We start from the raw sequence: 25,708 nt of genomic DNA on the forward strand, positions 1-25,708 counted from the left end.
TCAGGCGCCCCTAGGCCGGCACGCCCAGGGCGCGCTTGACATTCGCGGTCCAGCCCAGCAGGCGCTGATCGCCGGCCTCGATGGCGGGACGCTTCATCACGCTGGGTTTCTCGCCCATCATCGCGACCGGATCGGCGGCGCGTTCGGCCTCGGACATGCCGCGCCAGGTCAGGCTGGCCCGGTTGATGATCTTCTCGCCCCATTCATCGGCCAGCCTGCGGCGCTCGGGCTCGGACAGGGGCTGCTTCTGCACGTCGCGGAAATCGACGGTCCAGCCGTTTTCCTCCAGCGCCGCCTGCGCCTTCTGGCAGGTCGAGCAATGGGCGAGGCCGTAAAGCGTCAGGGTCCTGGTCATCGGATACCTCAGATCAAGGGGATGAAGGGGATGCCGCAGCCCGACAGGGCAAGCGCGGCGGCGAGGGCAAGGGTCAGGCGCATGGCGCTCCGCTGGGTTCGGGTTTCGGACGGGTTATGGTCAGGCGAATGCGCGCCCGCAAGTCACAAATCGCCGCCGTGGTGGCGATGGCGGATGCGGCGGATCGCCCACCAGACCCCCAGCACCGCGACCGGCGTCAGCCCGGCGATCAGCAGCGACTTGTCCAGGCCCAGCCCCCCGGCCAGCGGCGCCAGCGCATAGGACAGAAGCCCCACCGCGTAATAGCTGATGGCGACCACCGACAGCCCCTCGACCGTGTGCTGCAGGCGCAGCTGCAGGTCGGCGCGGCGGTCCATGCGCGACAGCAATTCCTGGTTCTGGGCCGAGCGCTGCACATCCACCCGCGTGCGCAGCAGCTCGCCCGCCCGCTCGGCCCGGTCGATCATGGTCTTCAGCCGCGCCTCGGCCGATTTCACCGTCCGCATCGCCGGCTGATAGCGGCGGCGCATGAATTCCGTCAGCATCTGGCGGCCGTGAAAGCGGCTTTCGCGCAGCGCCGCGATCCGGTCCATCACGATCGCCTCATAGGCGGCGGTCGCGCCGAAGCGGAAGCTGTGCTGGACCGCCTGCGCCTCCAGCTCGGCCGAGACCGTCAGCAGGTCGTGCAGCACGGCCTCGGGGGCGCGCGTCTCGTCGGTCATGCCCTCGACGATGGCCGAGAGGCGCGGCTCCAGCTCATTGAGGCGGCGCGACAGGCCGCGGGCGCGGCCCAGCCCCAGCATGGACATGGCGCGATAGGTTTCCAGCTCGACCAGGCGGTGGACGATGCGGCCGATCCGCCCGGCGCCGACCTCGGGGCGCACGAACAGCGCGAAACGCATCCAGCCGTCGGAATCGATGCGGAAATCGCCCGCGATCATCGCCGCTTCCTCCAGCACCCAGACGGCGGTCAGGCTGTCGCGGGCGAACCACTCGCCGATCCGCTCCAGCGCCTGGGCGGGATCCTCGGGCAGGATGTCGATCTGCACCATCACCGCCGCGATCCGCCTGCCCGGCGCCTGGATCTGCCATTCCTCGGGGAAGAAGGCCGCCGCGCTGGGATCGAAGGGGCGGATCGGCAGGCCCGGCACCGTGGCCATGTAGGTCACGAATTCCGTATGGCTTTCCCATTTCAGCTCGTGCCGCCCCAACTGGCCCTGGTAATGGCTGTCCTCGGGATCCGGGCGCGGGCCGCCATGGCGCGTCGTCAGCTGGGTCAGGTGATCGACATCGCGGCTGCGGTCGCGATTGGCGGCGTCGCGCGGCTCCTTGAAGGCCACGAAGACGCAGGTCGCGGGCGCCTTCAGGCGCGGCGAGGGCCGGGCGTGCAATTCGTTCGCCAGCGCATAGCGCAAGGGATGTTCGGTTGCCGGGCCCACGTCCTTCTCCTTCACCTGCGGCGCGGATATGGGCGCGCCCTGCCCGTCCGGCCCGCCGATCCCCGGCGCCGTCATCCGCTACCTTGTGCCGATCCTCCGCGGCGCCGCAAGCCCCCTGCCATCATCGCGCGGGCCCGCCAAGCGCCCCTTTCGTCGCAGGGACGGAGGGCATGAAAAAGGGGGCGCGATCCGCGCCCCCTGGTCGTCCTTTTCTGCGCCCGGATCACTCGACCATGGGCAGCAGCTTGTTGATGCTGTCCTTGGCGTCGCCATAGAACATCCGGGTGTTTTCCTTGAAGAACAGCGGGTTCTCGATGCCGGAATAACCCGTGCCCTGGCCGCGCTTGGAAACGAAGACCTGTTTCGCCTTCCAGACCTCCAGCACCGGCATGCCGGCGATGGGGCTGTTGGGGTCGTCCTGCGCCGCCGGGTTCACGATGTCGTTCGAGCCGATGACGATCACCACGTCGGTCGAGGGGAAATCGTCGTTGATCTCGTCCATCTCCAGCACGATGTCATAGGGCACCTTCGCCTCGGCCAGAAGCACGTTCATGTGGCCGGGCAGACGGCCCGCGACCGGGTGGATGGCGAAGCGCACCTCCTTGCCGGCCGCGCGCAGCTTGCGGGTCAACTCGCTGACCGCGGCCTGGGCCTGCGCCACCGCCATGCCGTAGCCCGGCACGATGACCACGCTGTCGGCATCGTTCAGCGCCGCCGCGACGCTGTCGGCGTCGATGGGGATCTGCTCGCCCTCGATCTCGGCCGCCGGGCCGGTCTCGCCGCCGAAGCCGCCCAGGATCACGCTGACGAAATGCCGGTTCATCGCCTTGCACATGATATAGCTGAGGATCGCACCCGAGGAGCCGACCAGCGCGCCCACCACGATCAAGAGGTCGTTGCCGAGCGTGAAGCCGATCGCCGCCGCCGCCCAGCCCGAATAGCTGTTCAGCATCGACACCACTACCGGCATGTCGGCGCCGCCGATGCCCATGATCAGGTGATAGCCGATGAAGAAGGCCAAGAGCGTGATCAGCACCAGCCACAATATGGGCGAGCCGGCATCGGCACAGTAAAGCACGCCGAACAGGATCGACAGCGCCAGCGCGCCCGCGTTCAGCGCATGCCCGCCGGGCAGCTTCTTCGGCTTGCCGTCGACGCGGCCGGCCAGCTTGCCGAAGGCCACGACCGAGCCGGTGAAGGTGATCGCGCCGATGAAGATGCCCAGGAACACCTCGATCTTCAGGACCGCGATCTCGGCCGGGGTCTTGTAGGCCAGCACGGCGGCGAAGCCCTCGAACTCTGCGGCGGCGTTCTCGGCCTTCTGGCGCAGCACGCGGGCCAGCTCGATCTGGGCGTTGAAGCCGACGAAGACCGCGGCCAGGCCGACCAGGCTGTGCATCGCCGCGACCAGCTGCGGCATCTCGGTCATCTGGACGCGCTTGGCGATCACGAAGCCGGCGCTGCCGCCGATGGCGATCATGATGGCCGACAGCCACCAATTGCCGGCGCCCGGCCCGAACAGCGTCGCCACGACCGCAAGGCCCATGCCGACGATGCCGTACCAGATGGCGCGCTTGGCGCTTTCCTGACCCGACAGCCCCCCCAGGGAGAGGATGAACAGGATCGCGGCGACCACATAGGCGGCGGTGGTGAATCCGTATTCCATCGGCCCCTCCTTACGATTTCTGGAACATGGCGAGCATCCGCCGGGTGACCAGGAAGCCACCGAAGATGTTCACCCCGGCCATCAGCACCGCCAGCGCGCTGAGCAGCAGGACCCAGCCCGAGCCCGAGCCGATCTGCATCAGCGCGCCCAGGATGATGATCGAGCTGATCGCATTGGTGATCGCCATCAGCGGCGTGTGCAGCGAATGGGCGACGTTCCAGATCACCCGGAAGCCCACGAAGCAGGCCAGCACGAAGACGATGAAATGCGACATGAAGCTGGCCGGCGCGACCAGGCCGACCAGCAGCAGCAAGAGCCCGCCCCCAGCCAGCAGCGTGACCTGGCTTTTCGTCTCGGCCTTGAAGGCGGCGATCTCGGCGGCGCGCTTTTCCTCGGCCGTCAGCGCCTTCGGCTTTTCCTTGGGCTTCTGCGCGGCGATGGCGGCGATCTTCGGCGGCGGCGGCGGCCAGGTGATGTCGTGGTCGCGCGTCACGGTGGCGCCGCGGATCACGTCGTCCTCCATGTTGTGCTCGATCACCCCGTCCTTCTTCGGCGTCAGGTCGGCCATGAAGTGGCGGACATTGTTGCCGTAAAGCTCGGACGCCTGCGCCCCCATGCGCGAGGGGAAATCGGTATAGCCGATGATGGTCACGCCATTGTCGGTCACGATCCGCTCGTCCGGGACGGTCAGGTCGCAATTGCCGCCCTTTTCCGCCGCCAGGTCCACGATGACGCTGCCGGGCTTCATCGCCTCGACCATGTCGCGGGTCCACAGCTTGGGCGCGTCGCGGCCCGGAATCAGCGCCGTGGTGATCACGATGTCCATCTGCGGCGCCAGCTCGCGGAACTTGGCCAGCTGCTTCTCGCGGAATTCGGGGCTGGAGGGCGCGGCATAGCCGCCGGTCGCGGCGCCGTCCTGGACCGCCTCGTCGAATTCCAGGAAGACGAACTCGGCGCCCATCGATTCGATCTGCTCGGCCACCTCGGGGCGCACGTCGAAGGCATGGACCTGCGCGCCCAGGGAAACCGAGGTCCCGATCGCCGCCAGGCCCGCGACGCCCGCGCCCACCACCAGCACCTTGGCCGGCGGCACCTTGCCCGCCGCCGTCACCTGCCCGGTGAAGAAGCGGCCGAAATTGTTCGCCGCCTCGATCACCGCGCGATAGCCGGCGATATTGGCCATCGAGCTGAGCGCATCCATCTTCTGCGCCCGCGAGATCCGCGGCACCATGTCCATGGCGATGGCGGTGATGCCCTGCTGGCGCGCCACTTCCAGCAATTCGGCGTTCTGGGCCGGGTAGAAGAACGAGATCAGCGTCTGCCCGTCGCGCATCTGCCCGATCTCGCCCTCGGTGGGCTGGCGGACCTTGGCCACCACGTCGACGGCCGCGACCAGCTCTGCCGCCGTCGCCTCGACCGTCACCCCCGCCGCACGGTAATCCTCGTCCGAGAAGCCGGCGCGCGCGCCCGCCCCGGATTCGATGAATACCTCATGTCCCAGTTTCTGGAGATGCGCCGACGAGGACGGCGTGATCGCAACCCTCGCCTCCCCCTCGAAGCTCTCCTTCAATGCACCGATCTTCATCGTCTGAAGGCCCCCAATCCCAACAATTCCGGTCCGGCCTGCATATCACCGCGAAACAATCGATCACAAGAGCGCGAACAGGGGACATTCGCCAAAAGATCGATCCCGGCGGGGAACGGAAAATTGCCGCGCATGACGAAAGTCCGGATTGACAGGCAAAAAACAGAAGGGCACCGCGCGGGATTTCCGCGCGGTGCCCCGATGTCAGACCATGGCTTGCTGCCGGTCGCGGCCTCAGTTGGCCGGCGCCGGAGGCGTGGTGGTCGTGGTGCCGGTCGCAGGTTCTTCCTCGACGCTGATCGCGTCGTCCAGCGCGTCGGCGGCGTCATCGGCAGCCTCGCCAGCGGCATCGGCGGCTTCGCCGGCTGCGGTCGCGGCCGCATCGGCGGCGTTTTCCGCCTCGGTCGCGGCGGCGTCGGCCGCGGCCCCGGCTTCGGCGGCGGCGTCATCGACGGCCTCGCCCGTGGCGGTGGCCGCGTCATCGGCTGCCTCGCCAGCCGCATCCGCGGCCTCGCCGGCTGCTTCGGCGGCGTCGTCCGCGGCATCCTCGACCGCGGCGCCGGTCGCCGTCGCGGCATCCTCGGCGGCATCCGCGGCTTCGCCGGCCGCTTCGGCGGCGTCATCGGCCGCGGCGGCCGCATCGTCGGCAGCCTCGGCGGCGGGTTCTTCGGTGGTGACGGTGGTGGTGTCGCCTTCGACCGCCACGGTGTCATCGCCCATGAAGCGCTGCAGCACGAAATAGGCCAGAGCCAGCGCCAGAAGGACGCCGATGATCAGCGGCAGCGGCGAGGAACGACGCTCGACCGGCTCGACATAGGTTTCCTTGGGCTTGACGGGATCGTTCGGATCGGTCCGGTTCGGATCGTTCGGGTCATGGGTCATCGCTGGCCTCCAGATTCAATTTTTGAAAACACCGGTTTAGCGTCGTCCTCGGTTTCAACCACCCGGTGCGGCATGTCAATTGTGCAATAGGCATATCCGCCACGGCCCGGCTTGCGACCCGGCATTCATGCGAATAACACGAAGGAGGGCACCGGGTTCCACTACTTCCATGTCCCGACCCGATTTTTTTCCTGCGGGAGAACGACATGACCGCCGATACGCCTTCGAACAAGCAATTTCTTGCCGACTATCGGCCCTGGCCGTTCGAGCTGCGGCAGACCGCGCTGGAATTCGACCTGGCGCCCTCGGCGACCAGGGTCACGGCCGTGCTGGATCTGGCCCCGCGAGAGACCGCTGCGGACCTGGTCCTGGACGGCGGCAAGGGGCTGCAACTGCTGCGGCTGGCCATCGACGGCGCCGCGCCCGACCCCGCCCATGTCCGGCGCGACGAGGAAACGCTGACCATCGCCGCCGCCGCTCTGCCCCAAGCCGCCTTCCGGCTGGAAACCGAGGTCGAGATCGACCCTTCGGCCAATACCGCCTTCGAGGGGCTCTATCTGTCGGGCGGGATGTTCTGCACGCAATGCGAGGCCGAGGGCTTTCGCCACATCACCTTCTATCCCGACCGGCCCGACGTGATGACGACCTTCCGCGTCGCCATCCGCAGCGAGTTGCCGGTGCTTCTGTCGAACGGCAACCCGGTCCGGCAGCAGCCGGGGCTGGCCGAATGGCACGATCCCTGGCCCAAGCCCAGCTATCTGTTCGCGCTGGTCGCGGGCGACCTGGTGGCGATCAGCGACCGCTTCACCACGCGCTCCGGGCGCGAGGTCGCGCTGAATGTCTGGGTCCGTCCGGGCGACCAGGACCGCGCCGGCTTCGCGCTGGAATCCCTCGTGAAGTCAATGCGATGGGACGAGGATGTCTATGGCCGCGAATATGACCTGGACGTCTTCAACATCGTCGCCGTGGACGATTTCAACATGGGGGCGATGGAGAACAAGGGGCTGAACATCTTCAATTCGAAGCTGGTCCTCGCCAGTCCCGAAACCGCGACCGATGCCGATTACGAGCGCATCGAAAGCGTGATCGCGCATGAATATTTCCACAACTGGACCGGCAACCGGATCACCTGCCGCGACTGGTTCCAGCTGTGCCTGAAGGAGGGGCTGACGGTCTTCCGCGACCAGCAGTTCACCAGCGACATGCGCAGCGCGGCGGTCAAGCGGATCAGCGACGTGCAGGCCCTGCGCGCCCGCCAGTTCCGCGAGGACCAGGGCCCGCTGGCCCATCCGCCGCGCCCCGACCAATATGAGGAAATCAACAATTTCTACACCGCGACCGTCTACGAGAAGGGCGCCGAGGTGATCGGGATGCTGAAGACCCTGGTCGGCGACGAGGGCTATCGCGCGGCGCTGGACCTGTATTTCGACCGCCATGACGGCGATGCGGCGACGATCGAGGACTGGCTGAAGGTCTTCGAGGATGCGACCGGCCGCGATCTGGCGCAGTTCAAGCGCTGGTATACCGATGCCGGCACCCCGCGCCTGACGATGCGAGAGGACTGGGTCGAGGAAGCGGAGGGCGGCACGTTGGTGCTTGATTTCGCCCAGGAAACCCCGCCGACGCCCGGCCAGCCGGTGAAACCCCCTCGCGTGATTCCCATCGCGGTGGGCCTGATCGGCCCGAATGGCGACGAGATCGCCCCGACCCGCGTGCTGGAAATGACCGATGCCCGGCAGGGTTTCCGCTTTGAAGGCTTGGGCGCGCGGCCGGTGGTCTCGGCGCTGCGCGGCTTTTCCGCCCCGGTGATGCTGGAGCGGGTGATCGACGACGCCACCCGCGCCTTCCTGCTGGCCCATGACACCGACCCCTTCGCGCGCTGGGAGGCCGGGCGCGACCTCGCGCTGTCGGCGCTGACCGGGCTGGCGCAGGGCCAGGCCGGCGGCGACGGATATGTCGAGGCCATCGGCCGCCTGATCGCGGACGAAGGCGCCGACCCGGCCTTCCGCGCGCTGTGCCTGAACCTTCCGGGCGAGGAGGAGATCGCCACCCGGCTGGCGGCCCAGGGCGTGACGCCGGATCCCGACGCGATCCATGCCGCGCGGGGCGATCTGGCCCGCCGCCTGGCCGAGGCGCATGAGGCGCTGCTGGCCGGGATCTATGACCGGATGGTGGTGCCGGGCGACTATTCGCCCGATGCCGCGGCGGCGGCCCGGCGCGCGCTGCGGATCGCGGCGCTGGGGCTGCTCAGCCGCATCGACGGCGGCGACCGGGCCGAGGTGCTGTTCGGCACAGCCGGCAATATGACCGAGCGGATGGCGGCGCTGACCTGCCTGATCCGCCGCGGCCGGGGCCAGACCGCGCTGCGGATCCTGGAGGAACAGTTCGGCGACAACCGGCTGGTCATGGACAAGTGGTTCACCATCCAGCCGATGGTCGCGCCACCCGCCGATGCCGTCGAGATCGCCCGCAGGCTGGCGAAACGCCCGGATTTCGAATGGCAGAACCCGAACCGCTTCCGCGCCCTGCTGGGCGGGCTGGCGGGCAACCATGCCGGCTTCCACCGCGCCGACGGGGCGGGCTACGACTTCACCGCCGACTGGCTGATGCGGATGGACGGCGCCAATCCGCAGATCGCCGCCCGCATGTCCACCGCCTTCGAGACCTGGCCGCGATACGATGCGGGCCGGCGCGAAAAGGCGCTGGCGGCGCTGCGGCGGATGGCCGCGATGGAGGGGATCAGCCGCAACCTGCGCGAGATGGTGTCGCGGATGATCGCCGCCGGCGACTGATCCCGCTTGTGCCGGCTTTCGCGGCGGGGCAGGATCGCGGCGATGAGTGACCCGCTTGCCCATGCGAGGGCCGAGATGCAGGCCCGCCTCGACCCGCTGATCGCCGAGCGGGCACCCTGGCTGCATTCCGACGGCCTGCTGCCGGGGCTTGCGCGGCGCGCGATGATGACGCTTCTGCGCTATCCCCGGACGCTGGAGCTGGGCGCCGAGTTCCGCGACCTGCCCACCGACGAGATCATGCGCCGCATGGCCCGGCTGATCGTGCGCGACATGCGCATCGAGGGGATGGAGCATCTGCCCGCCACCGGCCCGGCGCTGATCGTGTCGAACCACCCGACCGGCATCGCCGATGGGATCGTGCTTCACGCGCTGATCTCGCAACTGCGCGACGACCTGTTCATCTATGCCAATCACGACATGATCCGGGTGCTGCCGCAGACCGCCGACATGATCGCCCCGGTCGAATGGCGGGTCGAGAAGCGCAGCCATGCCAAGACCCGCGCCACGATGGACTATACCCGCGAGGCGCTGGAGGCAGGCCGGATCGGGCTGATCTTCCCCTCGGGCCGGCTGGCGCACCGGCACGGCCTGACCCTGCATGAGCGGCCCTGGATGGCCTCGGCCGCGATGATCGCGCGCAAGTTCGCCGTCCCGGTGATCCCGCTGCGGCTGCGGGCGCGGAACTCGGCGCTGTTCTATCTGCTGGACGCGATCCATCCGACCCTGCGCGACGTGACCCTGTTCAACGAGGTGCTGAACAAGGCCCGCCAGACCTATCGCGTCACCATCGGCGCGCCGGTCGATCCCGAAAGCCTGCCGAAAAACAGCGAGGAGGCCATCGCGGCGCTGCGCGATATGGTGCTGGCCCTGCCCGATCCCGGCCCCGAGGCCGCGCGGCTGATGCAGGCATCGGGCGGCGCGCGGCTGGTGCGCAGCCAGCGCCGGATCGCCTGAACGCGCCCGCGGGCCCCAACGGGTATTTGGACAACGAAGAAAGGCCGGGCTTGAGAGATGCGCCCCGCGCCACTATCTTTGCAGGTGCAGACCAGACAGGATGCCTGACCCATGTTCGCCATTCCCGGCACCGCCCCCGTCACGATCTCTCCGGCGGCCGAAAGACAGATCGCCCGGCTGATGGCCGGCAAGGATGCCTATGGGCTGCGGATCGGCCTGAAGAAGGGCGGCTGCGCGGGCATGGAATACACGATGGAGCTGGCCGAGGCCCCCGAGCCCAATGAAGAGGTGGTCGAACAGGGCGCGGCGCGGGTGGTGATCTCGCCCATGGCGCAGATGTTCCTGTTCGGGACCCGGATCGATTACGAGACCGGGCTGCTGGAATCGGGCTTCCGGTTCCACAACCCCAACGTGACCGACACCTGCGGCTGCGGCGAATCGATCCGCTTCGAGCCCTTGGAGGGCAGCCGCACGCCCGAGGCGTGACCCTTCTGCGACTTGCGCGCCGGGGTTCTTGCCCCTAAGCCATGGCCCGAAGCAGAAGGAGGGCTGACATGGCACCGCGCAAACTTGCCGCTGGAAACTGGAAGATGAATGGCGACCTGGCCGCCCTGGCCGAGGTCGACAGGCTGCTGGCGGCCCATCCCGCACCGGCCTGCGAGGTGCTGCTGTGCCCGCCCGCGCCGCTGGTCCAGGCGATGAAGGCGCGGATCGGCGGCGGCGCGATCGCGGTCGGCGGCCAGGACTGCCATGCGCGGGTTTCGGGCGCGCATACCGGCGACGTCTCGGCCGCGCTGCTGAAGGATGTCGGCGCGGATTACGTGATCCTGGGCCATTCCGAGCGCCGGGCCGATCATGGCGAGTCTGACGCCGATGTCGCGGCCAAGGCGACGGCCGCCCATGCGGCCGGGCTGGTCGCGGTGATCTGCGTCGGCGAGACCGAGGCGCAGCGCGATGCCGGCGAGACGCTGGCGGTGATCGCCGCGCAGCTGGCGGGCTCGATCCCGCAGGGCGCGACGGCGGCCAATACCGTGATCGCCTATGAGCCCGTCTGGGCCATCGGCACCGGCCGCACCCCGACCAGCGCGCAGATCGCCGAAGTCCACGCCCTGATGCGCGAGAGGCTGCAGGGCGCGGTCAGCGGGGCGGATGATGTACGGCTGCTCTATGGCGGCAGCGTCAAGCCGGGCAATGCGGCCGAGATCTTCGCCATCCCCCATGTCGACGGGGCGCTGGTCGGCGGCGCCAGCCTGAAGGCGGCGGATTTCGGCCCGATCGTCGCGGCGCTGGCGGCGTCGTAAGGCGGATCAGTCCAGCGAGGACATGATCTCGGCCGCCATCTCGAAGCTTTTCAGCCGCGCGGCGTGGTCGTGGATCTGGCCGGTCAGGATCACCTCGTCCGGCCGGTAGGTCCCGATCAGCGCCTGCAGCTGCTCGCGGACCTCGCCCCTGTCGCCGACCGCGCTGATCCGCAGCGCCTGGTCGACGGCCCGGCGCATGGCGGGCGGGATCTCGGCATCCAGGTCCCGCGTCGGGCGCGGCAGCTTGCCGGGCATCCCGCTGCGCAGGCGCGCGAAGGCCAGCTGCATGGTGCTGCGCAGGAAGACGGCCTCAGCCGTGGTTTCGGCCGCGAAGACATTGATGGCGATCATCGCCCGCGGCGCCTCCAGCCAGGGCGAGGGGCGGAAGCGGTCGCGATAGACCGCCAGGGCCTCGTCCAGGTCGCCGGGCGCGAAATGGCTGGCGAAGGCATAGGGCAGCCCCAGATGCGCGGCCAGCTGCGCGCCGAACAGGCTGCTGCCCAGGATCCAGACCGGCACGCTCGTCCCCTCGCCCGGCAGCGCGCGAACCGGCGCATTCGGCTGTGCGGGTCCCAGATAGGACAGCAGCTCGACCACATCCTGCGGGAAACTGTCGGCCATCGGATCGCGGCGCAGCGCCCGGATCACCGCGCCATCGCCCCCCGGCGCCCGGCCCAGCCCCAGGTCGATCCGGTCCGGGAAGGCCGTGGCCAGCGTCCCGAAAGCCTCGGCCACGGTCAGCGGCGCATGGTTGGGCAGCATGATCCCGCCCGCCCCGACCCGCATCCGCGACGTCGCCTGCGCCACCAGCGCGATCAGCACGGCGGTCGCGGCGCTGGCGATGCCCGGCATGTTGTGATGCTCGGCCAGCCAGAATCGGTGATAGCCCCAGCCCTCGGCATGGCGGGCCAGGTCCAGCGTGTTGCGGATCGCATCCGAGGCATCGCTGCCCTCGGGCACCGGCGACAGATCCAGAAGGGAAAAGGGAATGCTCATGCGCATCAGTTAAGCGCGCCGCCGGCGATTGCAATCCACCCGGTTGCAGATTCTGCAACCTGCCGCATCTTCGTTGTCCAAATACCCTCAGGGGGTGAATTGCGTCCCCAGGGACGCAAGAGGGGGCGCGAGCGCCCCCTGCCCCGTCACCGCAAGCGCGGGATCAGTCCATCTTGCGCAGATAGGTCCATGTCGGCACCCGCGCATTGCGCGCCACCGACCAGCTTTCGGCATCGCCCAGATAGACGAAGCCGCAATTGGTCAGCACGCGCGCCGATCCGGGATTGTCTTGGAACGCCTCGGCGAACAGGGTCCGCGCGCCATGCGGGTTGGCCGCGACCAGCGCCTCGACCGCCTCGGTCGCGAAGCCGGTATTCCAGAAGCCGGCCCCCACCCAGAAGCCCAGCTCGGATTGCTCGCCCTCCATCCGCGTCAGCGAGACCACGCCCAAAAGCTCGGCCAGGCGGTTGGCCGAGCCGTCGATGGCCCAGACATCCTCGGTCCGGTTGGCCGACAGGGCGCGCGCCACGAAGCTTTCCGAGGCGCCCGGCGGCAGCGGATGCGGGATGGCGCGCGTCCCCTCGGCCACCCGGCGGTCCGAGGTGTAATGCGCGATCAGGCCGGCATCGGACGGGCGCAGCGGACGCAGCACGAAACGCTGCGTCTCGATCACCGGCTGCGTCGGCACCGGCGCCTCTTGCAAATTCACGTCGCCCAACCGGCCTTCCTCCCTCATCGGTGCTGCCATCATCGTTTCCCTCCCCGGAAACTGCCGGGGGGACCGGCTTTCGCCGATCCCCCCTTAACAATGAATTGTTAACTCTGGGTTACTCGGCGGCTTCGATATTTGCCGGCATCACCGAAATATAGGTGCGGCCCTTCAGGCCCTTCTTGAAGGACACCTGGCCGTCGCTCAGCGCGAACAGCGTGTGGTCGCGGCCCATGCCGACATTGTCGCCCGGCCACCACTTGGTGCCGCGCTGGCGCACGATGATGTTGCCCGCGGTGGCTTCCTGGCCGCCATACAGCTTCACGCCGAGGCGACGACCGGCCGAATCGCGACCGTTGCGGGACGAACCGCCTGCTTTCTTATGTGCCATGGCTGTGTCTCCTTAGGCTTCCGCGGCTTCTTTCGCCGGTTTCTTGGCTTTCGCGGGCTTTTCCGCGGATTCGACCTTGGTGCGGGCGCCGACGGCGGCCTTCACGCCGGTCTTGTCGGCACCGTTTTCCAGCACGTCGGTCACGCGCAGCAGGGTCAGCTGCTGGCGATGGCCGCGGGTGCGCTGCGAGCTGTGCTTGCGGCGGCGCTTGACATAGGTCAGCACCTTGTCGGCCTTGATCTGGTCGATCACCTCGGCCTGGACGCAGGCCCCATCGACCAGCGGCGCACCGAGGGTCGAGCCGACCATCAGGATCTCGTTGAACTGGACCTTGTCGCCAGCCGCGGCATTCAGCTTCTCGACGCGCAGGACGTCGCCCGCCTGCACCTTGTATTGCTTGCCGCCCGTCTTCAGAACTGCGAACATCGCATCTTCCTTCGTTTTCCGCGTCCTGCGGCCCCGGTCGATGCCGGCGTTCCGGGTTTCCCCGCCTTCGGACAGCGCCTCATTCGCGATGAGGTGTCGATTAAAATAACGCACCGGCCAAGGGCGATCGCCCGGCCGGTCGCGTGGATATGGCGGATTCGCCCGCCGAAGTCAAGCAAGCAGCGCCGGCAGCTGCGTTTTCCCTGCGGGATTTCGGGGAACCCGGCACCGGCCCGGGGCATTGATGCGGGACCCCGAGGGGCGGCCCCAGAGGACGGCTCATGCAGCGATTTTCCTGTCCGGCCTGCGGAATGCGGGCCTATTTCCACAACCTGACCTGTCTCTGCGGCCGGGACCTGACCTATGATCCGCAGGCGCGGGCGATGGTCGCCGATGCCGCGCCCTGCGCCAACCGCGCCGAGATCGGCTGCAACTGGGCGGCGGATGCGGGCGGGATGTGCCGGTCCTGCGCCATGTCGCAGGTGGTGCCCCTGCTGCATGTCGGCGACAACCGGCAATTGCTGGACCGGGCCGAGCGCGCCAAGCGCTGGGTGCTGGCCAACCTGTCGCGCTGGCACTGGTTCACCGATGCCGATCCGGGGCGGCGTCCGCGCTTCCTGATGCTGTCGGAACATCTGGGCACCCGCAGCGAGCAGATCATCATGGGCCATGCCGAAGGCGAGATCACCATCAACGTGACCGAGGCGGATGAGCTGATCCGGCTGCAGCGCCGGCAGGAGCTGGGCGAGCAATACCGCTCCATGGTCGGCCATTTCCGGCACGAGATCGCGCATTTCCTGTTCGACCGGCTGGCCATGGCCGACGGGTTTTCCGGCCCCTTCCGCGCGCTGTTCGGCGACGAGCGCGCCGATTACGGCACGGCACTGCGGACACATTACGAAAACCCGCGCGCTCCGGGGCAGGATTTCATCACCGCCTATGCCACCGCCCATCCGCATGAGGACTGGGCCGAGACCGTGGCGCATCTTCTGCATATCGTCGATTTCACCGACAGTTTCGTCAGCGCCGGCCTGACCATGCCCGGCCTGCCCGAGGGTTTCGCCCCCTACGAGGAAACCGATACCGAGCGGCTGCTGCTGATCGCCTCCGAGGTCGCGATCGCTGTCAACGACATCAACCGGGCGCTGGACAACAGCGATCTCTATCCCTTCGTGCTGACCGGGCCGGTGCGGCGCAAGATCGCCTTCGCCCATGGCTGGCTGCGCGACCACCTGACGCGCGGCGGCTGAGCCGATCAGCGCCAGCGCGCCAGCGCCTCGGCCGGATCCAGCCGCCTGGCCGGCGCGATGCCGGCGGGGGTCAGCGACAGGCGCGGCGCGGGCTGCGGCTCGGCCCCCGCGAAGGTGGCGCGGGCGCGGTTATGCGGGTGCCGGGGCGCCTCGTCGATGGACAGGACCGGCGCCGCGCAGGCATCCGTGCCCTCCAGCAGGCCGGCCCAGTCGTCGCGGCTGCGCGTGGCGATGACATCCGCCAGCCGGGCGCGGATCGCCGGCCAGTTCGCGGGATCGGCGCGGTCGGGCAGGCCGTCCGCCGCGATCCCCAGCCGCGACAGAAGCTCGGCCCAGAATTGCGGCTCGATCGCGCCGACGGCCAGGTGCCCGCCGCAGGCGCAGCGATAGATCGCGTAATAGGGCGCGCCGCCGTCCAGCAGGTTCGCCTCGCGCCGGTCCTGCCACATGCCGGCCAGCCGCAGCCCCGAGATCATCGTCATCAGATGCGCCACCCCGTCCGAGATCGCCGCGTCGACCACCTGCCCCCGGCCGGTCCGCGCCGCCCCCAGCAGCGCCGCCAGCATCCCCGAGACCAGATACATCGAGCCGCCTGCGAAATCGCCCAGCAGGTTCAGCGGCGCGACCGGATGGCCGGCCGGGCCGATGGCGTGCAGCGCGCCGGTGATCGCCAGGTAGGTGATGTCATGGCCCGCGCTTTGCGCCAGCGGCCCCGCCTGCCCCCAGCCGGTCATGCGGCCATAGACCAGCCGTGGATTGGCGGCGAAATCGCCCGGGCCCAGCCCCAGCCGCTCCATCACGCCGGGCCGCATCCCCTCGATCAGCCCGTCGGCACCCAGCACCAGTTCACGGGCGGTGGCGCGGCCGGCGTCCGATTTCAGGTCCAGCTCGATCCAGTCGCGGCCGCGATCCAGCAGGTCGCGCGCCATGCCCAGCACATGGCGGTTGCCGGGGCGGGTGATGCGGATCACCTGGGCGCCATGTTCGGCCAGCCACATCGCGGCGAAGGGCGTCGGTCCCAGCCCCGCGAATTCGACGATGCGAATGCCCTGCAACGCGCCCATGACCAGCCCCCGTGCCTTGCGCCCTAGCCTGCCGCCTTCTCCTCCAGCGACAGCCATTCCTCTTCCGCGGCCGAGAGCGCCGCCTGCCGGTCCGCGAGCGCCGCCGTGGCCTTCTGGAACTTCGCCGGCGCGGTGGCATAGAGCTGCGGGTCGGACAGGAACTCCGACAGTTTCGCGATCTCGGCCTCCAGCCGCTCGATGATCGCGGGCAGTTCCTCCAGCCGATGCTTCTCGGTGAAGCTGAGCCCCGATTTCGCCGGTTTCGGCCGTTCGGGGGCGGGATCGGCCTTCCGGGGCGCCGGGGCGGCGGGCGCGGCCGGGGCATTCTCGCCGCGTTGGGCGCGATAATCGCTCCAGCCGCCGGCATAGGTGACGGCGCGGCCGTCGCCCTCCATCGCGACAGTGGTGTCGGCCACGCGGTCGATGAAGTCGCGGTCATGGCTGACCAGCAGCACGGTGCCGTCGTAATCGCCCAGCAGGTCCTGCAGCAGGTCCAGGGTCTCCACGTCCAGGTCGTTGGTCGGCTCGTCCAGCACCAGGAGGTTCGAGGGCTTCGCCATCAGCCGCGCCAGCAGCAGCCGGGCCTTCTCGCCGCCCGAGAGGCTGCGCACCGGCGCGCGGGCCTGCGCCTCGTCGAAGAGGAAATCCTTCAGATAGGCGACGACATGTTTCGGCTGGCCGCGCACCATCACCTGATCGGCCCGGCCCGAGACCCGCATCTCGGCGTCTCCGGTCAGCGATTCCCACAGCGTCTGGTCCGGGTTCAGCGCGGCGCGGGCCTGGTCGAAGACCGCGACCTCCAGGTTGGTCCCCAGCGTGACGGTCCCCTGGTCGGGCGCGACTTCGCCGGTCAGCATCCTGATCAGCGTGGTCTTGCCGGCGCCGTTGGGGCCGACAAAGGCGATCCGGTCGCCCCGGTTCACCCGCAGGTCGAAGGGGCGCAGGATCACCCGGTCGCCGAAGCTCTTGGCGATGCCCTTCGCCTCGATCACCTTCCTGCCCGATTGCGGCCCCGAATCCAGCGCCATCGCCGCCGTGCCCTGGCGGCGGATCTGGCCGGCGCGCTGCTGGCGCATGTCCTGCAGCGCCCTCAGCCGCCCCTGGTTGCGCTTGCGCCGGGCGCTGATGCCTTCGACCGCCCAACGCGCCTCGGCCCTGATCTTGCGGTCCAGCTTGTGGCGCGCCTCGTCCTCGGCGGCCCAGGTGGCCTCGCGCCAGTCCTCGAAACCCTCGAAGCCGCGCTCCTGGCGCCGCACCTCGCCCCGGTCGATCCACAGGGTGGCGCGGGTCAGGTTGCGCAGGAAGGCGCGGTCGTGGCTGATCAACACATAGGCGGCGCGGGTCTGCTTCAGGTGATCCTCCAGCCAGCCGATCGCCTCGATGTCCAGGTGGTTGGTGGGTTCGTCCAGCAGCATCAGCTCGGGCGCGCGTGCCAGAAGCCGGGCCAGCGCGGCGCGGCGGCGCTCCCCGCCCGAGGCGGTGGCGACCGGGCGGGCGGGGTCGAATTTCAGCCCCTCGGCCGCCATCTCGACGCGGTAATCCTCGGATTCCGCCAGCCCGGCGGCGGCGAATTCGCCAAGCGTGGCAAAGCCCGACAGGTCCGGGTCCTGCTCCATGTAGCCGACCGTCGTGCCGGCAGCGGCGACGACCTCGCCCCGGTCGGGCTGGACCAGCCCGGCCATGACCTTCATCAGCGTCGACTTGCCCGAACCGTTGCGCCCGACCAGCGCCACCCGGTCGCCGGGCTGGATGGTCAGCGAAAGCCCCTCGAAGACGGGATCGCCGCCGAAGGTCAGGGAAATGTCGGTCAGTTGCAGAAGCGGTGCTCGGGCCATGGCAGCGGCCTAGCCTGCGGCGCGGGGGCGGTCAATCCGTCGTTTTCCGGGCGGCGTTCCAAGGGCGTGAGCGGGGTCATCCGCGTCCCGCGACGGCGGGGGGCGCTGCCCCCCCGTCCCTTCGGGACTCCCCCCGGGATATTTGAGCCAAGATGAAAGGGGCGATGGTGCGCCCCCTTTGCAGATGCCGCGCCGATCAGGCGCCCTTGTAGATGTCGACCAGCTTCTGGAGCATGTCGAGGGCGTCCTCGCGCGAGCGCTGGAAGCTGTTGCGGCCGATGATCGAGCCGTTGCCGCCGCCATCGCGGATCGCGCGGGCGTCGTCATAGACCGCATCCGCGCCCTTGGCCGCGCCGCCCGAGAAGACCACGATGCGGCGGCCGGCAAAGGCGGCCTGCATGCAATGTTCCACGCGCTTGGCCTGGGTCGAGATGTCGATCTTCTTCTCTTCGTAGACCTTCTTCGCCTCGGGCAGTTCCAGGTGGTCGGTCGAGAGCTTGATCTTGATGACATGCGCGCCGATCAGCGCCGCGATCTGGGCGGCATAGGCGGCGATGTCGATGGCGGTCTCGCCGTCCTTGCTGATCGCCTCGCCGCGCGGATAGGACCAGATCACCGTGGCCACGCCCTTGGCCGCGGCCTCTTTGCGCATCTCGACGATCTCCTCGAACATGTCCAGCGCCATGTCCGAGCCCGGATAGATGGTGAAGCCGATGGCCGAGCAGCCCAGGCGCAGCGCGTCGTCCACGCTGGCGGTGATCGCCTGGTTCTTGCCCGCCGTGTCCGACATCAGGCTGTTGGCCGAGTTCACCTTGAGGATGGTGGGGATCTGGCCGGCGAAGCTGTCGGCGCCCGCCTCGATCATGCCGAGCGGCGCGGCATAGGCGTTCAGCCCTGCGTCGATGGCCAGCTGGTAATGGTAATGCGGGTCGTAGCCGGCCGGGTTCGGGGCGAAGCTGCGCGCCGGGCCATGCTCGAACCCCTGGTCCACGGGAAGGATGATCATCTTGCCGGTGCCGGCCAGCTTGCCGGTCATCAGCATCCGTGCCAGCTGCGCTTTGACGCCCGGAGTCTCGCCTTCGTAATTCGCAAGAATCTTGCGCACCGTATCGGTCATGGTCATTGGAATGGATCTCCTTTCGTGATGGCGGCTGCATAGCATGCGAAGGGGGGATGGCAATGTTGGTGACGCTAACAGGCGGCTGCCAGCCGCCGATCGGCAAGCGCTCGCCCGCCGCTTCCGCAAATCCCTAAAATGCAACGGATAATGGAGTCGCGGCCGGGCCCTTCGCCATGCGACAAGGGGGTGGAACGAAACAGACAGACAGGGGCCGACATGGAGATGAATCCCGCGCTCTCACCCCATCTGCTGTCGCCTGCAGGCAGCAGTCCCGGAACGACCCGGACCGGCGAGGATGGCGCGGCGCGCGTCCCGGGAGCCGAGCCGGCTGCCGGCAACATCGCCTTCTATTTCCGCAACTGGCCCTTTCCCGTCGACATGGCCGAAGCCACCACCGGCGACGGCAGCCTGCGCTCGTGGCAGGAACGCCTGGCCAGCTATCGCGAGGCCAGCAAGACGGCGGCGAGGGAAAGGCCCCAGCCCGCAGAGGAGGAGGCCCTGGCGTTGCGGGGGATCGCCGTGATTCAGCCCGCGGAAGGGCCGCGGACGGCGGAGCGCGATGGGGTCGGATTGCACCGACCTGCGGTGGAGGAGGCCGCGGCGCCCGGCCGGATGCTGCGGCAGGAGCCCGTCGGATGGCCGCAGCCGCCGGGTGAATTGCGCAAGCCGGCGCGGGGTGCGGGCTGATCGGGCCGGACGATTTCTTGCGTGACGGCTGCGAAACCGGCAATGCCGGGGCTAACGCGGCATGGGGCGATATCGGGGGGCGAGGCTGGGGGCGGCGTGGGTGCCGCCCCCAGCCTCGTCCCTTGCCGCGTCCCTTGCCGCATCGGCGCGATCCGGCCGGGCCTTCGGGCGCGACAGCGCGCGAGGCGGCTGGGCCATGCGCCAGCGCCCCTTGGAATGACGCCCAGATCGGTAAATAAATCTTTAACGACAATGATCTGGAAGGGTTTGTTGAGGACAGGGCATATCAAGAGGCGGGATCCATGAACCAGGAGGACGCATGATCTTGAACGCAACCCTGACACAATACCACCTGCCCCTGTTCGGCGTTGAACGTGCCGGTATGGAGCTTGGCGGCGACATGCGCAGCATCTTCGCGCGGCCGCTGAAGTCGCTGGCCGGGGTGTCGGCCCCGGCCAGTGCCGATACGGGCATGGTCCACAAGCCCGACGTCACCCCGCCGGGGCAGAACCAGTGGGAGGCGCGGCTGAACAGCTATCGCCAGGCCGCGCAGCAGGCGGGGGCGGCCGCTCCGGCCAGCACCGGCGGCACCGGGACCGATCCCAAGCCGGGCGCCGAAACCGGGGATGGCCCCGGCATGGCCACCCCGCCCGCGCCCGCGCCGGAGACGGAAGCGGCGCAGGCGCCCGGCGCTCCGGTCGGGAACGATCCGGTGATCGAGCCGCCGGTCGCGGAGCCGGCAGCGGCGCCCGAGACCCCGCCGCCGCCCCCGCCTGCAGGTGGCGGTGGGTCGGGCGGCTTGCTTGGCGGCCTGCTGGGTGGGCTGCTGGGCCGCTGAGGCCCGGAACGAACGAGGACGGGGCGGCCCTGGCCGCCCCGTTTCCATCTCCGCAGCAAGTGCGACCCTTCAGCGCGCGGCGGCCTCCAGCGCGGCGACCCCCGGCAGTTCCTTGCCCTCCATCCATTCCAGGAAGGCCCCGCCCGCCGTCGAGATGAAGGTGAAATCACCGGCGGCCCCGGCCTTGTTCAGCGCCGCGACCGTGTCGCCACCCCCCGCGACCGAGATCAGCCTGCCCTCGCGGGTCAGTTCGGCCGCAGCCTGCGCGGCGGCATTGGTGGCGCGATCGAAGGGCTCGATCTCGAAGGCGCCAAGGGGGCCGTTCCAGATCAGCGTCCGGCAATCGGCCATCGCCGCGCGCAGCGATTCGACCGTCTGCGGGCCGGCATCCAGGATCATCGCATCGGCCGGGCATTGGTCGACCGGCAGGACCTCGCTTTCCGCGCCGGCCCTGAATTCGCGGGCGACGACGATATCCACCGGCAGGTGGATGGTGCAGCCGCCGGTCTCGGCCTTCTCGAGGATGGCGCGGGCGGTATCGGCCATGTCGCGCTCGGCCAGGGACTTGCCGACCTCGATGCCCTTGGCGACAAGGAAGGTATTGGCCATGCCGCCGCCGATGACCAGGTGGTCGACCTTGTCGACCAGGTTCATCAGCAGGTCCAGCTTGGTCGAGACCTTGGCCCCGCCCACCACCGCCATGACCGGGCGCTGCGGGTTGCCAAGCGCCGCGTCCAGCGCCTTCAGCTCGGCCTCCATCAGCCGTCCCGCGCCGGCGGGCAGCAGCCGCGCCAGGGCCTCGGTCGAGGCATGGGCGCGATGGGCGGCGGAAAAGGCGTCGTTGACATAGGCCCCGCCAAGCGCGCCGAGCGAGGCGGCGAAGGTCGGGTCGTTCTTCTCCTCGCCCTCGTGGAAGCGGGTGTTTTCCAAGAGCGCGACATCGCCGCGCTTCAGTTCCGCGACGACGCGCTTGGCCGGCCCGCCGATGCAGTCATCGGCGAAGGCGACCTTCTGACCCAGCGCCGCTTCCAGCGCCGGCAGCACCACCTTCAGGCTCATGCTGTCCACGCGCTTGCCCTTGGGACGATCGAAATGGGCCAGCAGGACCGGGATCCCGCCCTTCGCCTGGATGTCCTTGATGGTCGGCACGATCTTGTCGATCCGGGTCGCGTCGGTCACGCGGCCATCCTCGACCGGCACGTTCACGTCCACGCGGGTCAGCACGACCTTCCCGTCCAGTTCCATATCGTCGATCGTCTTGAATGCGGCCATTTCGCGTCCTTTCGGGCTGTGAGGCGTCTGGCGGCTTGTCCCGCATGACGGCGGGCACGTCAACTCTCGCGAAGGTATGACGCCCTCGTTATCCCGGCGTGAGGCGCAACCGCGTTGCCCTTCGGCGCGCAAGCCAATAAGTCTGGCAACCACACTGGCAAAGGAGGGCCGGATGGCCGAGATCAAGGATCCAGAGAATACCGTCATCATCGAGTTGAAGGACGGTCCCGTCGTCATCGAGCTTCTGCCCGATGTCGCCCCGAAACATGCCGAGCGCATGAAGGAGCTGGCCCGCGCCGGAAAATACGACAATGTCGCCTTCCACCGCGTCATCGACGGCTTCATGGCCCAGACCGGCGACGTGGCCCATGCGAACATGGAGAACGGCTGGAATCCGGGCCGCGCGGGGACCGGCGGATCGGACCTGCCCGACCTGCCCGCCGAATTTTCCAAGCTGCCGCATGACCGCGGCACGCTGGGGGCGGCGCGCTCGGCCAATCCGAACAGCGCCAACAGCCAGTTCTTCATCAACTTCAAGGACAACCATTTCCTGAACGGGCAATATACCGTCTACGGGCGGGTGATTTCCGGGATGGAGCATGTCGACAAGATCGTCCGGGGCGAGCCGCCCGCGCAGCCCGACCGGATGATCTCGGTCAAGGTGGCCGCCGATGCGTAAGCTGGTCCTGACCCCCGCCCTGCTTGCGCTGACCGCCGGCGCCGCGCTGGCCCAGGCCGCCCCGCAGCACGAGGACGGCCCCGGCCCGAACATGGTGATCGAGGTCGCCGATGCCGAGGGCAACGCCAAGGGCACCATCACGCTGGACCTGCTTCAGGAGGTCGCGCCCAACCATGTCGCGCGCCTGGTCGAGCTGGCGCAGTCCGGCGCCTATGACGGCGTCGTCTTCCATCGCGTGATCGACGGCTTCATGGCTCAGACCGGCGATGTCCAGCATGGCCAGAAGGACGGCGACACCACCCTGGCCGGCATGGGCGGCTCGGACCTGCCCGACCTGGACGCCGAGTTCAGCGACATCAGCTTCCAGGCGGGCACGGTCGGCATGGCGCGGGCGCAGGATCCCAACAGCGCCAACAGCCAGTTCTTCATCGACCTTGCCCCGGCGACCTTCCTGGACGGGCAATATACGGTGGTCGGTCAGCTGATCGACGGCTGGGACGTGCTGCAATCGATCAAGAAGGGCGACGCCGGGGCCAATGGCGCGGTCGAGGACCCCGACTACATGGCCACGGTGACCATCGTCGAGTGATCCGCCGGGGCGCGCGCGACGCCCGCCCCGAAGCACCGGAAAACCGGGGAAAAAAGGAGGCCGCGCGCCTCCTTTTTTTCGCACTTGCGGGCAAGGAAGCCGCGCGCCTATGCTCCGCCCCCATGATGACGCGCGACAGCACAGATGTGATCGAGATCACGCCCTCGGCCCCGATCGAGGCCGCGCGCCACGGCTGGCGCGCCAAATGCCTGCAACGGCTGGCGCGCATGGCCCTGCCGGTGCCGCGCAGCTTCGCCATATCCTCGCAGGCGGTGCAGGCCATCGCCGGCGGCCATCCGGTCCCGAAGGAACAGCTGCGCAGCCTGTTCGGAAATGGCGAGACGCTGGTCAGCGTGCGGCCCTCGGCGATGCGGCCGGAATGGGGCGGGCCGGGCACGGTGCTGACCGTGGGCATCAACGACGAAAGCCACGCGCGGCTGGCCGAACGGATCGGCCGGGCCCATGCGGATGCGATCTACCTGTCCTTCGTGCAGTCTTACGCGATCAACATCGCCCGGCTGGACCCGGACATGTTCGCGCAGGAAGGCGACGGCGCGCTGGCCGAGGCGCTGCGGATCTATCGCGACGAGATGGACGAGCCCTTCCCGCAGGACCCCAGCGCGCAGCTGGCCGAGGTGCTGCGTTCCATGGCGCGGGCATGGGACGGGCCGACGGCGCGGCTCTTGCGCCAGGCCAAGGGCGCGCCCGCCGATGCGCCGCTGGGGCTGGTGGTGCAGGAAATGGCGCTGGCGATGGGGCCGGGCCTCTGCGGTTCGGGCACGATCCAGTTCATCGATTCGGCCACCGGCATGCCGCGCGTGACCGGCCGCTTCCGCGGCCAGCGGCAGGGCAGCGCGGTCGGCCCCGGCGCCGAGACGCTGTATCTGACCCGCGACGAACGCGGCCCCTCGCTGGAGGAGGCCGCGCCCGAGGTCTTTGCCGACCTGGTCCGCTTCGGCATCGCCGCGCGCGAGAGGCTGCGCGAGGAGATGCAGATCGAATTCGTCCTCAGCGACAGCCGCATCTCGATCATCGACGCCACCCGCGTGCAGCGCAGCGCCCGCGCCAGCGTCCGCATCGCCGTGGCACTGGCCCGCGACGGCGTGATCCCCCCCGAGGAGGCGATCATGCGCATCGAGCCGCGCGCGTTGGCCGACCTGCTGCACCACCAGGTCGATCCGCGCGCGCCCCGCGACCTGATCACCCGCGGCATCAATGCCAGCCCCGGCGCGGCGACCGGCAAGATCGTCTTCTCGGCCGCCGCCGCGCAGGCCTCGGCGGCGCGGGACGAACCCTGCGTGCTGGTCCGCCGCGAGACCGTGCCCGAGGATATCCGCGGGATGCACGCCTCGGTCGCCGTCCTGACCGAGCGCGGCGGCACTACCAGCCATGCCGCGGTGATCGCGCGCGGGCTGGGCCTGCCCTGCATCGTCGGCGCCTCGGGGATCAGCATCGACAGCCGCGCGCGACTGCTGCGCGCCGGCGGGCGCAGCTTCCGCGAGGGAGAGGTGATCACCATCGACGGCAGCTCGGGCGAGGTGCTGGCCGGCGCCGCTGCCATGCTGGAGCCGGCGCTGGACGAAAGCTTCGAGCAGCTGCTGGACTGGGCCGACGCGGCCGGCGGCATCCGGGTGCGCGCCAATGCCGACACGCCCGAGGACGCCCGCACCGCCCTGCGCTTCAAGGCTCAGGGGGTCGGGCTGTGCCGGACGGAACACATGTTCTTCGACGACAAGCGCCTGCCCGCCATGCGCGAGATGATCTTCGCCGACACGCCCGAGGATCGCCGCCTGTCGCTGGAGCGGCTGCTGCCCATGCAGCGCCAGGACTTCACCGAGCTGTTCGAGATCATGGGCGGGCTGCCCGTCACCATCCGGCTGTTCGACCCGCCGCTGCACGAATTCCTGCCCCATGACCGCGAGGGGCTGCGCGAGCTGGCCGAATCGCTGGACCTGCCGCTGTCCGACGTCACCCGCCGGGTCGAGGCGCTGTCGGAATTCAACCCGATGCTGGGGATGCGCGGCGTCCGGCTAGGCATCACCGTCCCCGAGATCTACGACATGCAGGCCCGCGCCATCTTCGAGGCCACGGTCGAGGCCAGCCGGCGCGGCCATCCGGTCGTGCCCGAGATCATGGTGCCGCTGGTCAGCGCCCGGCGCGAGGTCGAGCTGGTCAAGACCCGCATCGACGCCGTCGCCGCCGCCGTCCGCAACGAGAAGCGCGCCGATTTCGCCTATCGGCTGGGCGTCATGGTGGAAACCCCGCGCGCGGCCCTGCGGGCGGGCGACATCGCGGCGCATTCGGCCTTCCTGTCCTTCGGCACCAACGACCTGACCCAGATGACCTATGGCCTGTCGCGCGACGATGCCGGCCGCTTCATGGGCACCTATGTCGGCCAGCGCGTCTATGACGAGGATCCCTTCCACATCCTCGACCAGGACGGGGTCGGGGAATTGCTGCTGACCGGCGCCGAACGCGCCCGCGCCCAGCATCCCGAGATCACCATCGCGCTTTGCGGCGAACATGGCGGCAATCCCGAATCCATCGCCTTCTGCCAGCGCGCGGGCTTCGACTATGTGTCCTGCTCGCCCTTCCGGGTGCCGGTCGCGCGGCTGGCGGCGGCGCAATGCGCCATTCTGGAAGGGCTGCGGACCTGAGGCGAATCGCGATTCGTTCGCCCAAGCCCCTGATTTGGTTCCGAAACGGACCTTTTCCGCCGCGTTAACGCCGTTTTCCGCCCGTTAACGAATGAGGGGTCGGCGGGATCCCGCCCAGAACGCGCCGAAACGCCCTGCCGGCCCCGATGACGGGCATGTGTGGTGGCGCCGGCAATTCCGAAAACCTTAAGCACTTCGTCAGCCCGGCGCCGCAGAAATGC

General features: G+C 69.1%; 23 protein-coding genes. 10 read left to right on the plus strand and 13 right to left on the minus strand.

Going from position 1 to position 25,708, the window contains the following annotated elements:
• Positions 1-10: 10 nt before the first annotated feature.
• The 5 genes from C9E82_RS16200 to C9E82_RS16220 form a co-directional block, all read right to left on the minus strand.
• Positions 11-355 (minus strand): arsenate reductase family protein, encoded by a 345-nt coding sequence (locus C9E82_RS16200; protein WP_119898537.1) that lies wholly within the window; start codon positions 353-355, stop codon positions 11-13.
• Positions 356-498: 143 nt separating this feature from the next.
• Complete coding sequence (locus tag C9E82_RS16205; RefSeq protein ID WP_170162094.1) at positions 499-1,794, minus strand: DUF3422 family protein; 1,296 nt, start codon at positions 1,792-1,794, stop codon at positions 499-501.
• 223 nt (positions 1,795-2,017) lie between these two features.
• Positions 2,018-3,460, minus strand: a complete 1,443-nt coding sequence (locus tag C9E82_RS16210) for an NAD(P)(+) transhydrogenase (Re/Si-specific) subunit beta (protein WP_119898539.1) — start codon at positions 3,458-3,460, stop codon at positions 2,018-2,020.
• A gap of 10 nt (positions 3,461-3,470) precedes the next feature.
• Positions 3,471-5,045: a Re/Si-specific NAD(P)(+) transhydrogenase subunit alpha gene (locus tag C9E82_RS16215; RefSeq protein WP_119898540.1), complete on the minus strand. Its 1,575-nt coding sequence runs from the start codon at positions 5,043-5,045 to the stop codon at positions 3,471-3,473.
• 234 nt (positions 5,046-5,279) lie between these two features.
• Positions 5,280-5,927, minus strand: coding sequence for a hypothetical protein (locus tag C9E82_RS16220; protein WP_119898541.1), 648 nt, complete (start codon positions 5,925-5,927; stop codon positions 5,280-5,282).
• 206 nt (positions 5,928-6,133) lie between these two features.
• On the opposite strand from C9E82_RS16220, the gene pepN reads away from it, so the two are divergent.
• The 4 genes from pepN (at position 6,134) to tpiA (ending at position 10,974) form a co-directional block, all read left to right on the plus strand.
• Positions 6,134-8,719 (plus strand): aminopeptidase N, encoded by a 2,586-nt coding sequence (gene pepN / locus C9E82_RS16225; protein ID WP_119898542.1) that lies wholly within the window; start codon positions 6,134-6,136, stop codon positions 8,717-8,719.
• 42 nt (positions 8,720-8,761) lie between these two features.
• Positions 8,762-9,673: a 1-acyl-sn-glycerol-3-phosphate acyltransferase gene (locus tag C9E82_RS16230; RefSeq protein ID WP_240643565.1), complete on the plus strand. Its 912-nt coding sequence runs from the start codon at positions 8,762-8,764 to the stop codon at positions 9,671-9,673.
• A 111-nt stretch (positions 9,674-9,784) separates the two neighbouring features.
• Positions 9,785-10,159: a HesB/IscA family protein gene (locus C9E82_RS16235; RefSeq protein WP_119898543.1), complete on the plus strand. Its 375-nt coding sequence runs from the start codon at positions 9,785-9,787 to the stop codon at positions 10,157-10,159.
• Between the two features lie 68 nt (positions 10,160-10,227).
• Positions 10,228-10,974, plus strand: coding sequence for a triose-phosphate isomerase (gene tpiA, locus C9E82_RS16240; protein ID WP_119898544.1), 747 nt, complete (start codon positions 10,228-10,230; stop codon positions 10,972-10,974).
• 6 nt (positions 10,975-10,980) lie between these two features.
• Here tpiA and C9E82_RS16245 read toward each other — a convergent pair whose 3' ends face one another.
• The 4 genes from C9E82_RS16245 to rplU all read right to left on the minus strand — a co-directional run bounded on the left by C9E82_RS16245 (position 10,981) and on the right by rplU (position 13,496).
• Positions 10,981-11,964, minus strand: coding sequence for an LLM class flavin-dependent oxidoreductase (locus C9E82_RS16245; protein ID WP_122449328.1), 984 nt, complete (start codon positions 11,962-11,964; stop codon positions 10,981-10,983).
• 169 nt (positions 11,965-12,133) lie between these two features.
• A complete protein-coding gene (locus C9E82_RS16250; protein ID WP_240643716.1) occupies positions 12,134-12,718 on the minus strand; it encodes a GNAT family N-acetyltransferase in 585 nt (194 codons plus the stop codon).
• Positions 12,719-12,797: 79 nt separating this feature from the next.
• Positions 12,798-13,070 (minus strand): 50S ribosomal protein L27, encoded by a 273-nt coding sequence (gene rpmA / locus C9E82_RS16255; protein WP_119901144.1) that lies wholly within the window; start codon positions 13,068-13,070, stop codon positions 12,798-12,800.
• 12 nt (positions 13,071-13,082) lie between these two features.
• Positions 13,083-13,496: a 50S ribosomal protein L21 gene (gene rplU / locus C9E82_RS16260; RefSeq protein ID WP_119901143.1), complete on the minus strand. Its 414-nt coding sequence runs from the start codon at positions 13,494-13,496 to the stop codon at positions 13,083-13,085.
• A 281-nt stretch (positions 13,497-13,777) separates the two neighbouring features.
• Here rplU and C9E82_RS16265 point away from each other — a divergent pair, with 281 nt between their 5' ends.
• The gene (locus C9E82_RS16265; protein ID WP_119901142.1) at positions 13,778-14,746 is read left to right on the plus strand and encodes a zinc-binding metallopeptidase family protein; all 969 of its coding nucleotides are present in this window, start codon (positions 13,778-13,780) and stop codon (positions 14,744-14,746) included.
• Between the two features lie 5 nt (positions 14,747-14,751).
• Here the strand turns inward: C9E82_RS16265 and C9E82_RS16270 are convergent, their stop codons facing one another.
• From C9E82_RS16270 to C9E82_RS16280, 3 genes are all read right to left on the minus strand, one after another.
• Complete coding sequence (locus C9E82_RS16270; RefSeq protein WP_183154098.1) at positions 14,752-15,867, minus strand: CaiB/BaiF CoA transferase family protein; 1,116 nt, start codon at positions 15,865-15,867, stop codon at positions 14,752-14,754.
• Positions 15,834-17,645 (minus strand): ABC-F family ATP-binding cassette domain-containing protein, encoded by a 1,812-nt coding sequence (locus tag C9E82_RS16275; protein WP_122449326.1) that lies wholly within the window; start codon positions 17,643-17,645, stop codon positions 15,834-15,836. Before C9E82_RS16275 ends, C9E82_RS16270 begins: the two co-directional genes overlap by 34 nt.
• 196 nt (positions 17,646-17,841) lie before the next feature.
• Entirely contained in the window at positions 17,842-18,768 is a 927-nt protein-coding gene (locus C9E82_RS16280) for a class I fructose-bisphosphate aldolase (RefSeq protein WP_119898411.1), read from the minus strand.
• A gap of 213 nt (positions 18,769-18,981) precedes the next feature.
• On the opposite strand from C9E82_RS16280, the gene C9E82_RS16285 reads away from it, so the two are divergent.
• Both C9E82_RS16285 and C9E82_RS16290 read left to right on the plus strand, forming a co-directional pair.
• Positions 18,982-19,452, plus strand: a complete 471-nt coding sequence (locus C9E82_RS16285; RefSeq protein WP_119898410.1) for a hypothetical protein — start codon at positions 18,982-18,984, stop codon at positions 19,450-19,452.
• A 319-nt stretch (positions 19,453-19,771) separates the two neighbouring features.
• Positions 19,772-20,290 carry a hypothetical protein gene (locus tag C9E82_RS16290; RefSeq protein ID WP_119898409.1) on the plus strand — a complete coding sequence of 173 codons (519 nt, stop codon included), beginning with the start codon at positions 19,772-19,774 and terminating at the stop codon, positions 20,288-20,290.
• Positions 20,291-20,359: 69 nt separating this feature from the next.
• Here the strand turns inward: C9E82_RS16290 and C9E82_RS16295 are convergent, their stop codons facing one another.
• Positions 20,360-21,562, minus strand: coding sequence for a phosphoglycerate kinase (locus C9E82_RS16295; RefSeq protein ID WP_119898408.1), 1,203 nt, complete (start codon positions 21,560-21,562; stop codon positions 20,360-20,362).
• Between the two features lie 172 nt (positions 21,563-21,734).
• Here C9E82_RS16295 and C9E82_RS16300 point away from each other — a divergent pair, with 172 nt between their 5' ends.
• The 3 genes from C9E82_RS16300 to C9E82_RS16310 all read left to right on the plus strand — a co-directional run bounded on the left by C9E82_RS16300 (position 21,735) and on the right by C9E82_RS16310 (position 25,487).
• Positions 21,735-22,241, plus strand: coding sequence for a peptidylprolyl isomerase (locus tag C9E82_RS16300; RefSeq protein WP_119898407.1), 507 nt, complete (start codon positions 21,735-21,737; stop codon positions 22,239-22,241).
• A complete protein-coding gene (locus C9E82_RS16305) occupies positions 22,234-22,830 on the plus strand; it encodes a peptidylprolyl isomerase (protein ID WP_119898406.1) in 597 nt (198 codons plus the stop codon). Before C9E82_RS16300 ends, C9E82_RS16305 begins: the two co-directional genes overlap by 8 nt.
• A 125-nt stretch (positions 22,831-22,955) precedes the next feature.
• Positions 22,956-25,487 carry a putative PEP-binding protein gene (locus C9E82_RS16310; protein WP_244936034.1) on the plus strand — a complete coding sequence of 844 codons (2,532 nt, stop codon included), beginning with the start codon at positions 22,956-22,958 and terminating at the stop codon, positions 25,485-25,487.
• The last annotated feature ends 221 nt before the right edge of the window (positions 25,488-25,708 follow it).

It is taken from the genome of Paracoccus sigandri, assembly GCF_003709565.1.
Taxonomy (GTDB): domain Bacteria; phylum Pseudomonadota; class Alphaproteobacteria; order Rhodobacterales; family Rhodobacteraceae; genus Paracoccus; species Paracoccus siganidrum.

What these genes read in the sequence shown, in the direction of transcription:
- C9E82_RS16200 (WP_119898537.1), bottom strand. Translation starts at nt 355, where the DNA reads ATGACCAGGACCCTGACGCTTTACGGCCTCGCCCATTGCTCGACCTGC.
- C9E82_RS16210 (WP_119898539.1), bottom strand. Translation starts at nt 3,460, where the DNA reads ATGGAATACGGATTCACCACCGCCGCCTATGTGGTCGCCGCGATCCTG.
- C9E82_RS16215 (WP_119898540.1), bottom strand. Translation starts at nt 5,045, where the DNA reads ATGAAGATCGGTGCATTGAAGGAGAGCTTCGAGGGGGAGGCGAGGGTT.
- C9E82_RS16220 (WP_119898541.1), bottom strand. Translation starts at nt 5,927, where the DNA reads ATGACCCATGACCCGAACGATCCGAACCGGACCGATCCGAACGATCCC.
- pepN (WP_119898542.1), top strand. Translation starts at nt 6,134, where the DNA reads ATGACCGCCGATACGCCTTCGAACAAGCAATTTCTTGCCGACTATCGG.
- C9E82_RS16230 (WP_240643565.1), top strand. Translation starts at nt 8,762, where the DNA reads ATGAGTGACCCGCTTGCCCATGCGAGGGCCGAGATGCAGGCCCGCCTC.
- C9E82_RS16235 (WP_119898543.1), top strand. Translation starts at nt 9,785, where the DNA reads ATGTTCGCCATTCCCGGCACCGCCCCCGTCACGATCTCTCCGGCGGCC.
- tpiA (WP_119898544.1), top strand. Translation starts at nt 10,228, where the DNA reads ATGGCACCGCGCAAACTTGCCGCTGGAAACTGGAAGATGAATGGCGAC.
- C9E82_RS16250 (WP_240643716.1), bottom strand. Translation starts at nt 12,718, where the DNA reads ATGGCAGCACCGATGAGGGAGGAAGGCCGGTTGGGCGACGTGAATTTG.
- rpmA (WP_119901144.1), bottom strand. Translation starts at nt 13,070, where the DNA reads ATGGCACATAAGAAAGCAGGCGGTTCGTCCCGCAACGGTCGCGATTCG.
- rplU (WP_119901143.1), bottom strand. Translation starts at nt 13,496, where the DNA reads ATGTTCGCAGTTCTGAAGACGGGCGGCAAGCAATACAAGGTGCAGGCG.
- C9E82_RS16265 (WP_119901142.1), top strand. Translation starts at nt 13,778, where the DNA reads ATGCAGCGATTTTCCTGTCCGGCCTGCGGAATGCGGGCCTATTTCCAC.
- C9E82_RS16270 (WP_183154098.1), bottom strand. Translation starts at nt 15,867, where the DNA reads ATGGCTGTCGCTGGAGGAGAAGGCGGCAGGCTAGGGCGCAAGGCACGG.
- C9E82_RS16275 (WP_122449326.1), bottom strand. Translation starts at nt 17,645, where the DNA reads ATGGCCCGAGCACCGCTTCTGCAACTGACCGACATTTCCCTGACCTTC.
- C9E82_RS16280 (WP_119898411.1), bottom strand. Translation starts at nt 18,768, where the DNA reads ATGACCATGACCGATACGGTGCGCAAGATTCTTGCGAATTACGAAGGC.
- C9E82_RS16285 (WP_119898410.1), top strand. Translation starts at nt 18,982, where the DNA reads ATGGAGATGAATCCCGCGCTCTCACCCCATCTGCTGTCGCCTGCAGGC.
- C9E82_RS16290 (WP_119898409.1), top strand. Translation starts at nt 19,772, where the DNA reads ATGATCTTGAACGCAACCCTGACACAATACCACCTGCCCCTGTTCGGC.
- C9E82_RS16295 (WP_119898408.1), bottom strand. Translation starts at nt 21,562, where the DNA reads ATGGCCGCATTCAAGACGATCGACGATATGGAACTGGACGGGAAGGTC.
- C9E82_RS16300 (WP_119898407.1), top strand. Translation starts at nt 21,735, where the DNA reads ATGGCCGAGATCAAGGATCCAGAGAATACCGTCATCATCGAGTTGAAG.
- C9E82_RS16305 (WP_119898406.1), top strand. Translation starts at nt 22,234, where the DNA reads ATGCGTAAGCTGGTCCTGACCCCCGCCCTGCTTGCGCTGACCGCCGGC.
- C9E82_RS16310 (WP_244936034.1), top strand. Translation starts at nt 22,956, where the DNA reads ATGACGCGCGACAGCACAGATGTGATCGAGATCACGCCCTCGGCCCCG.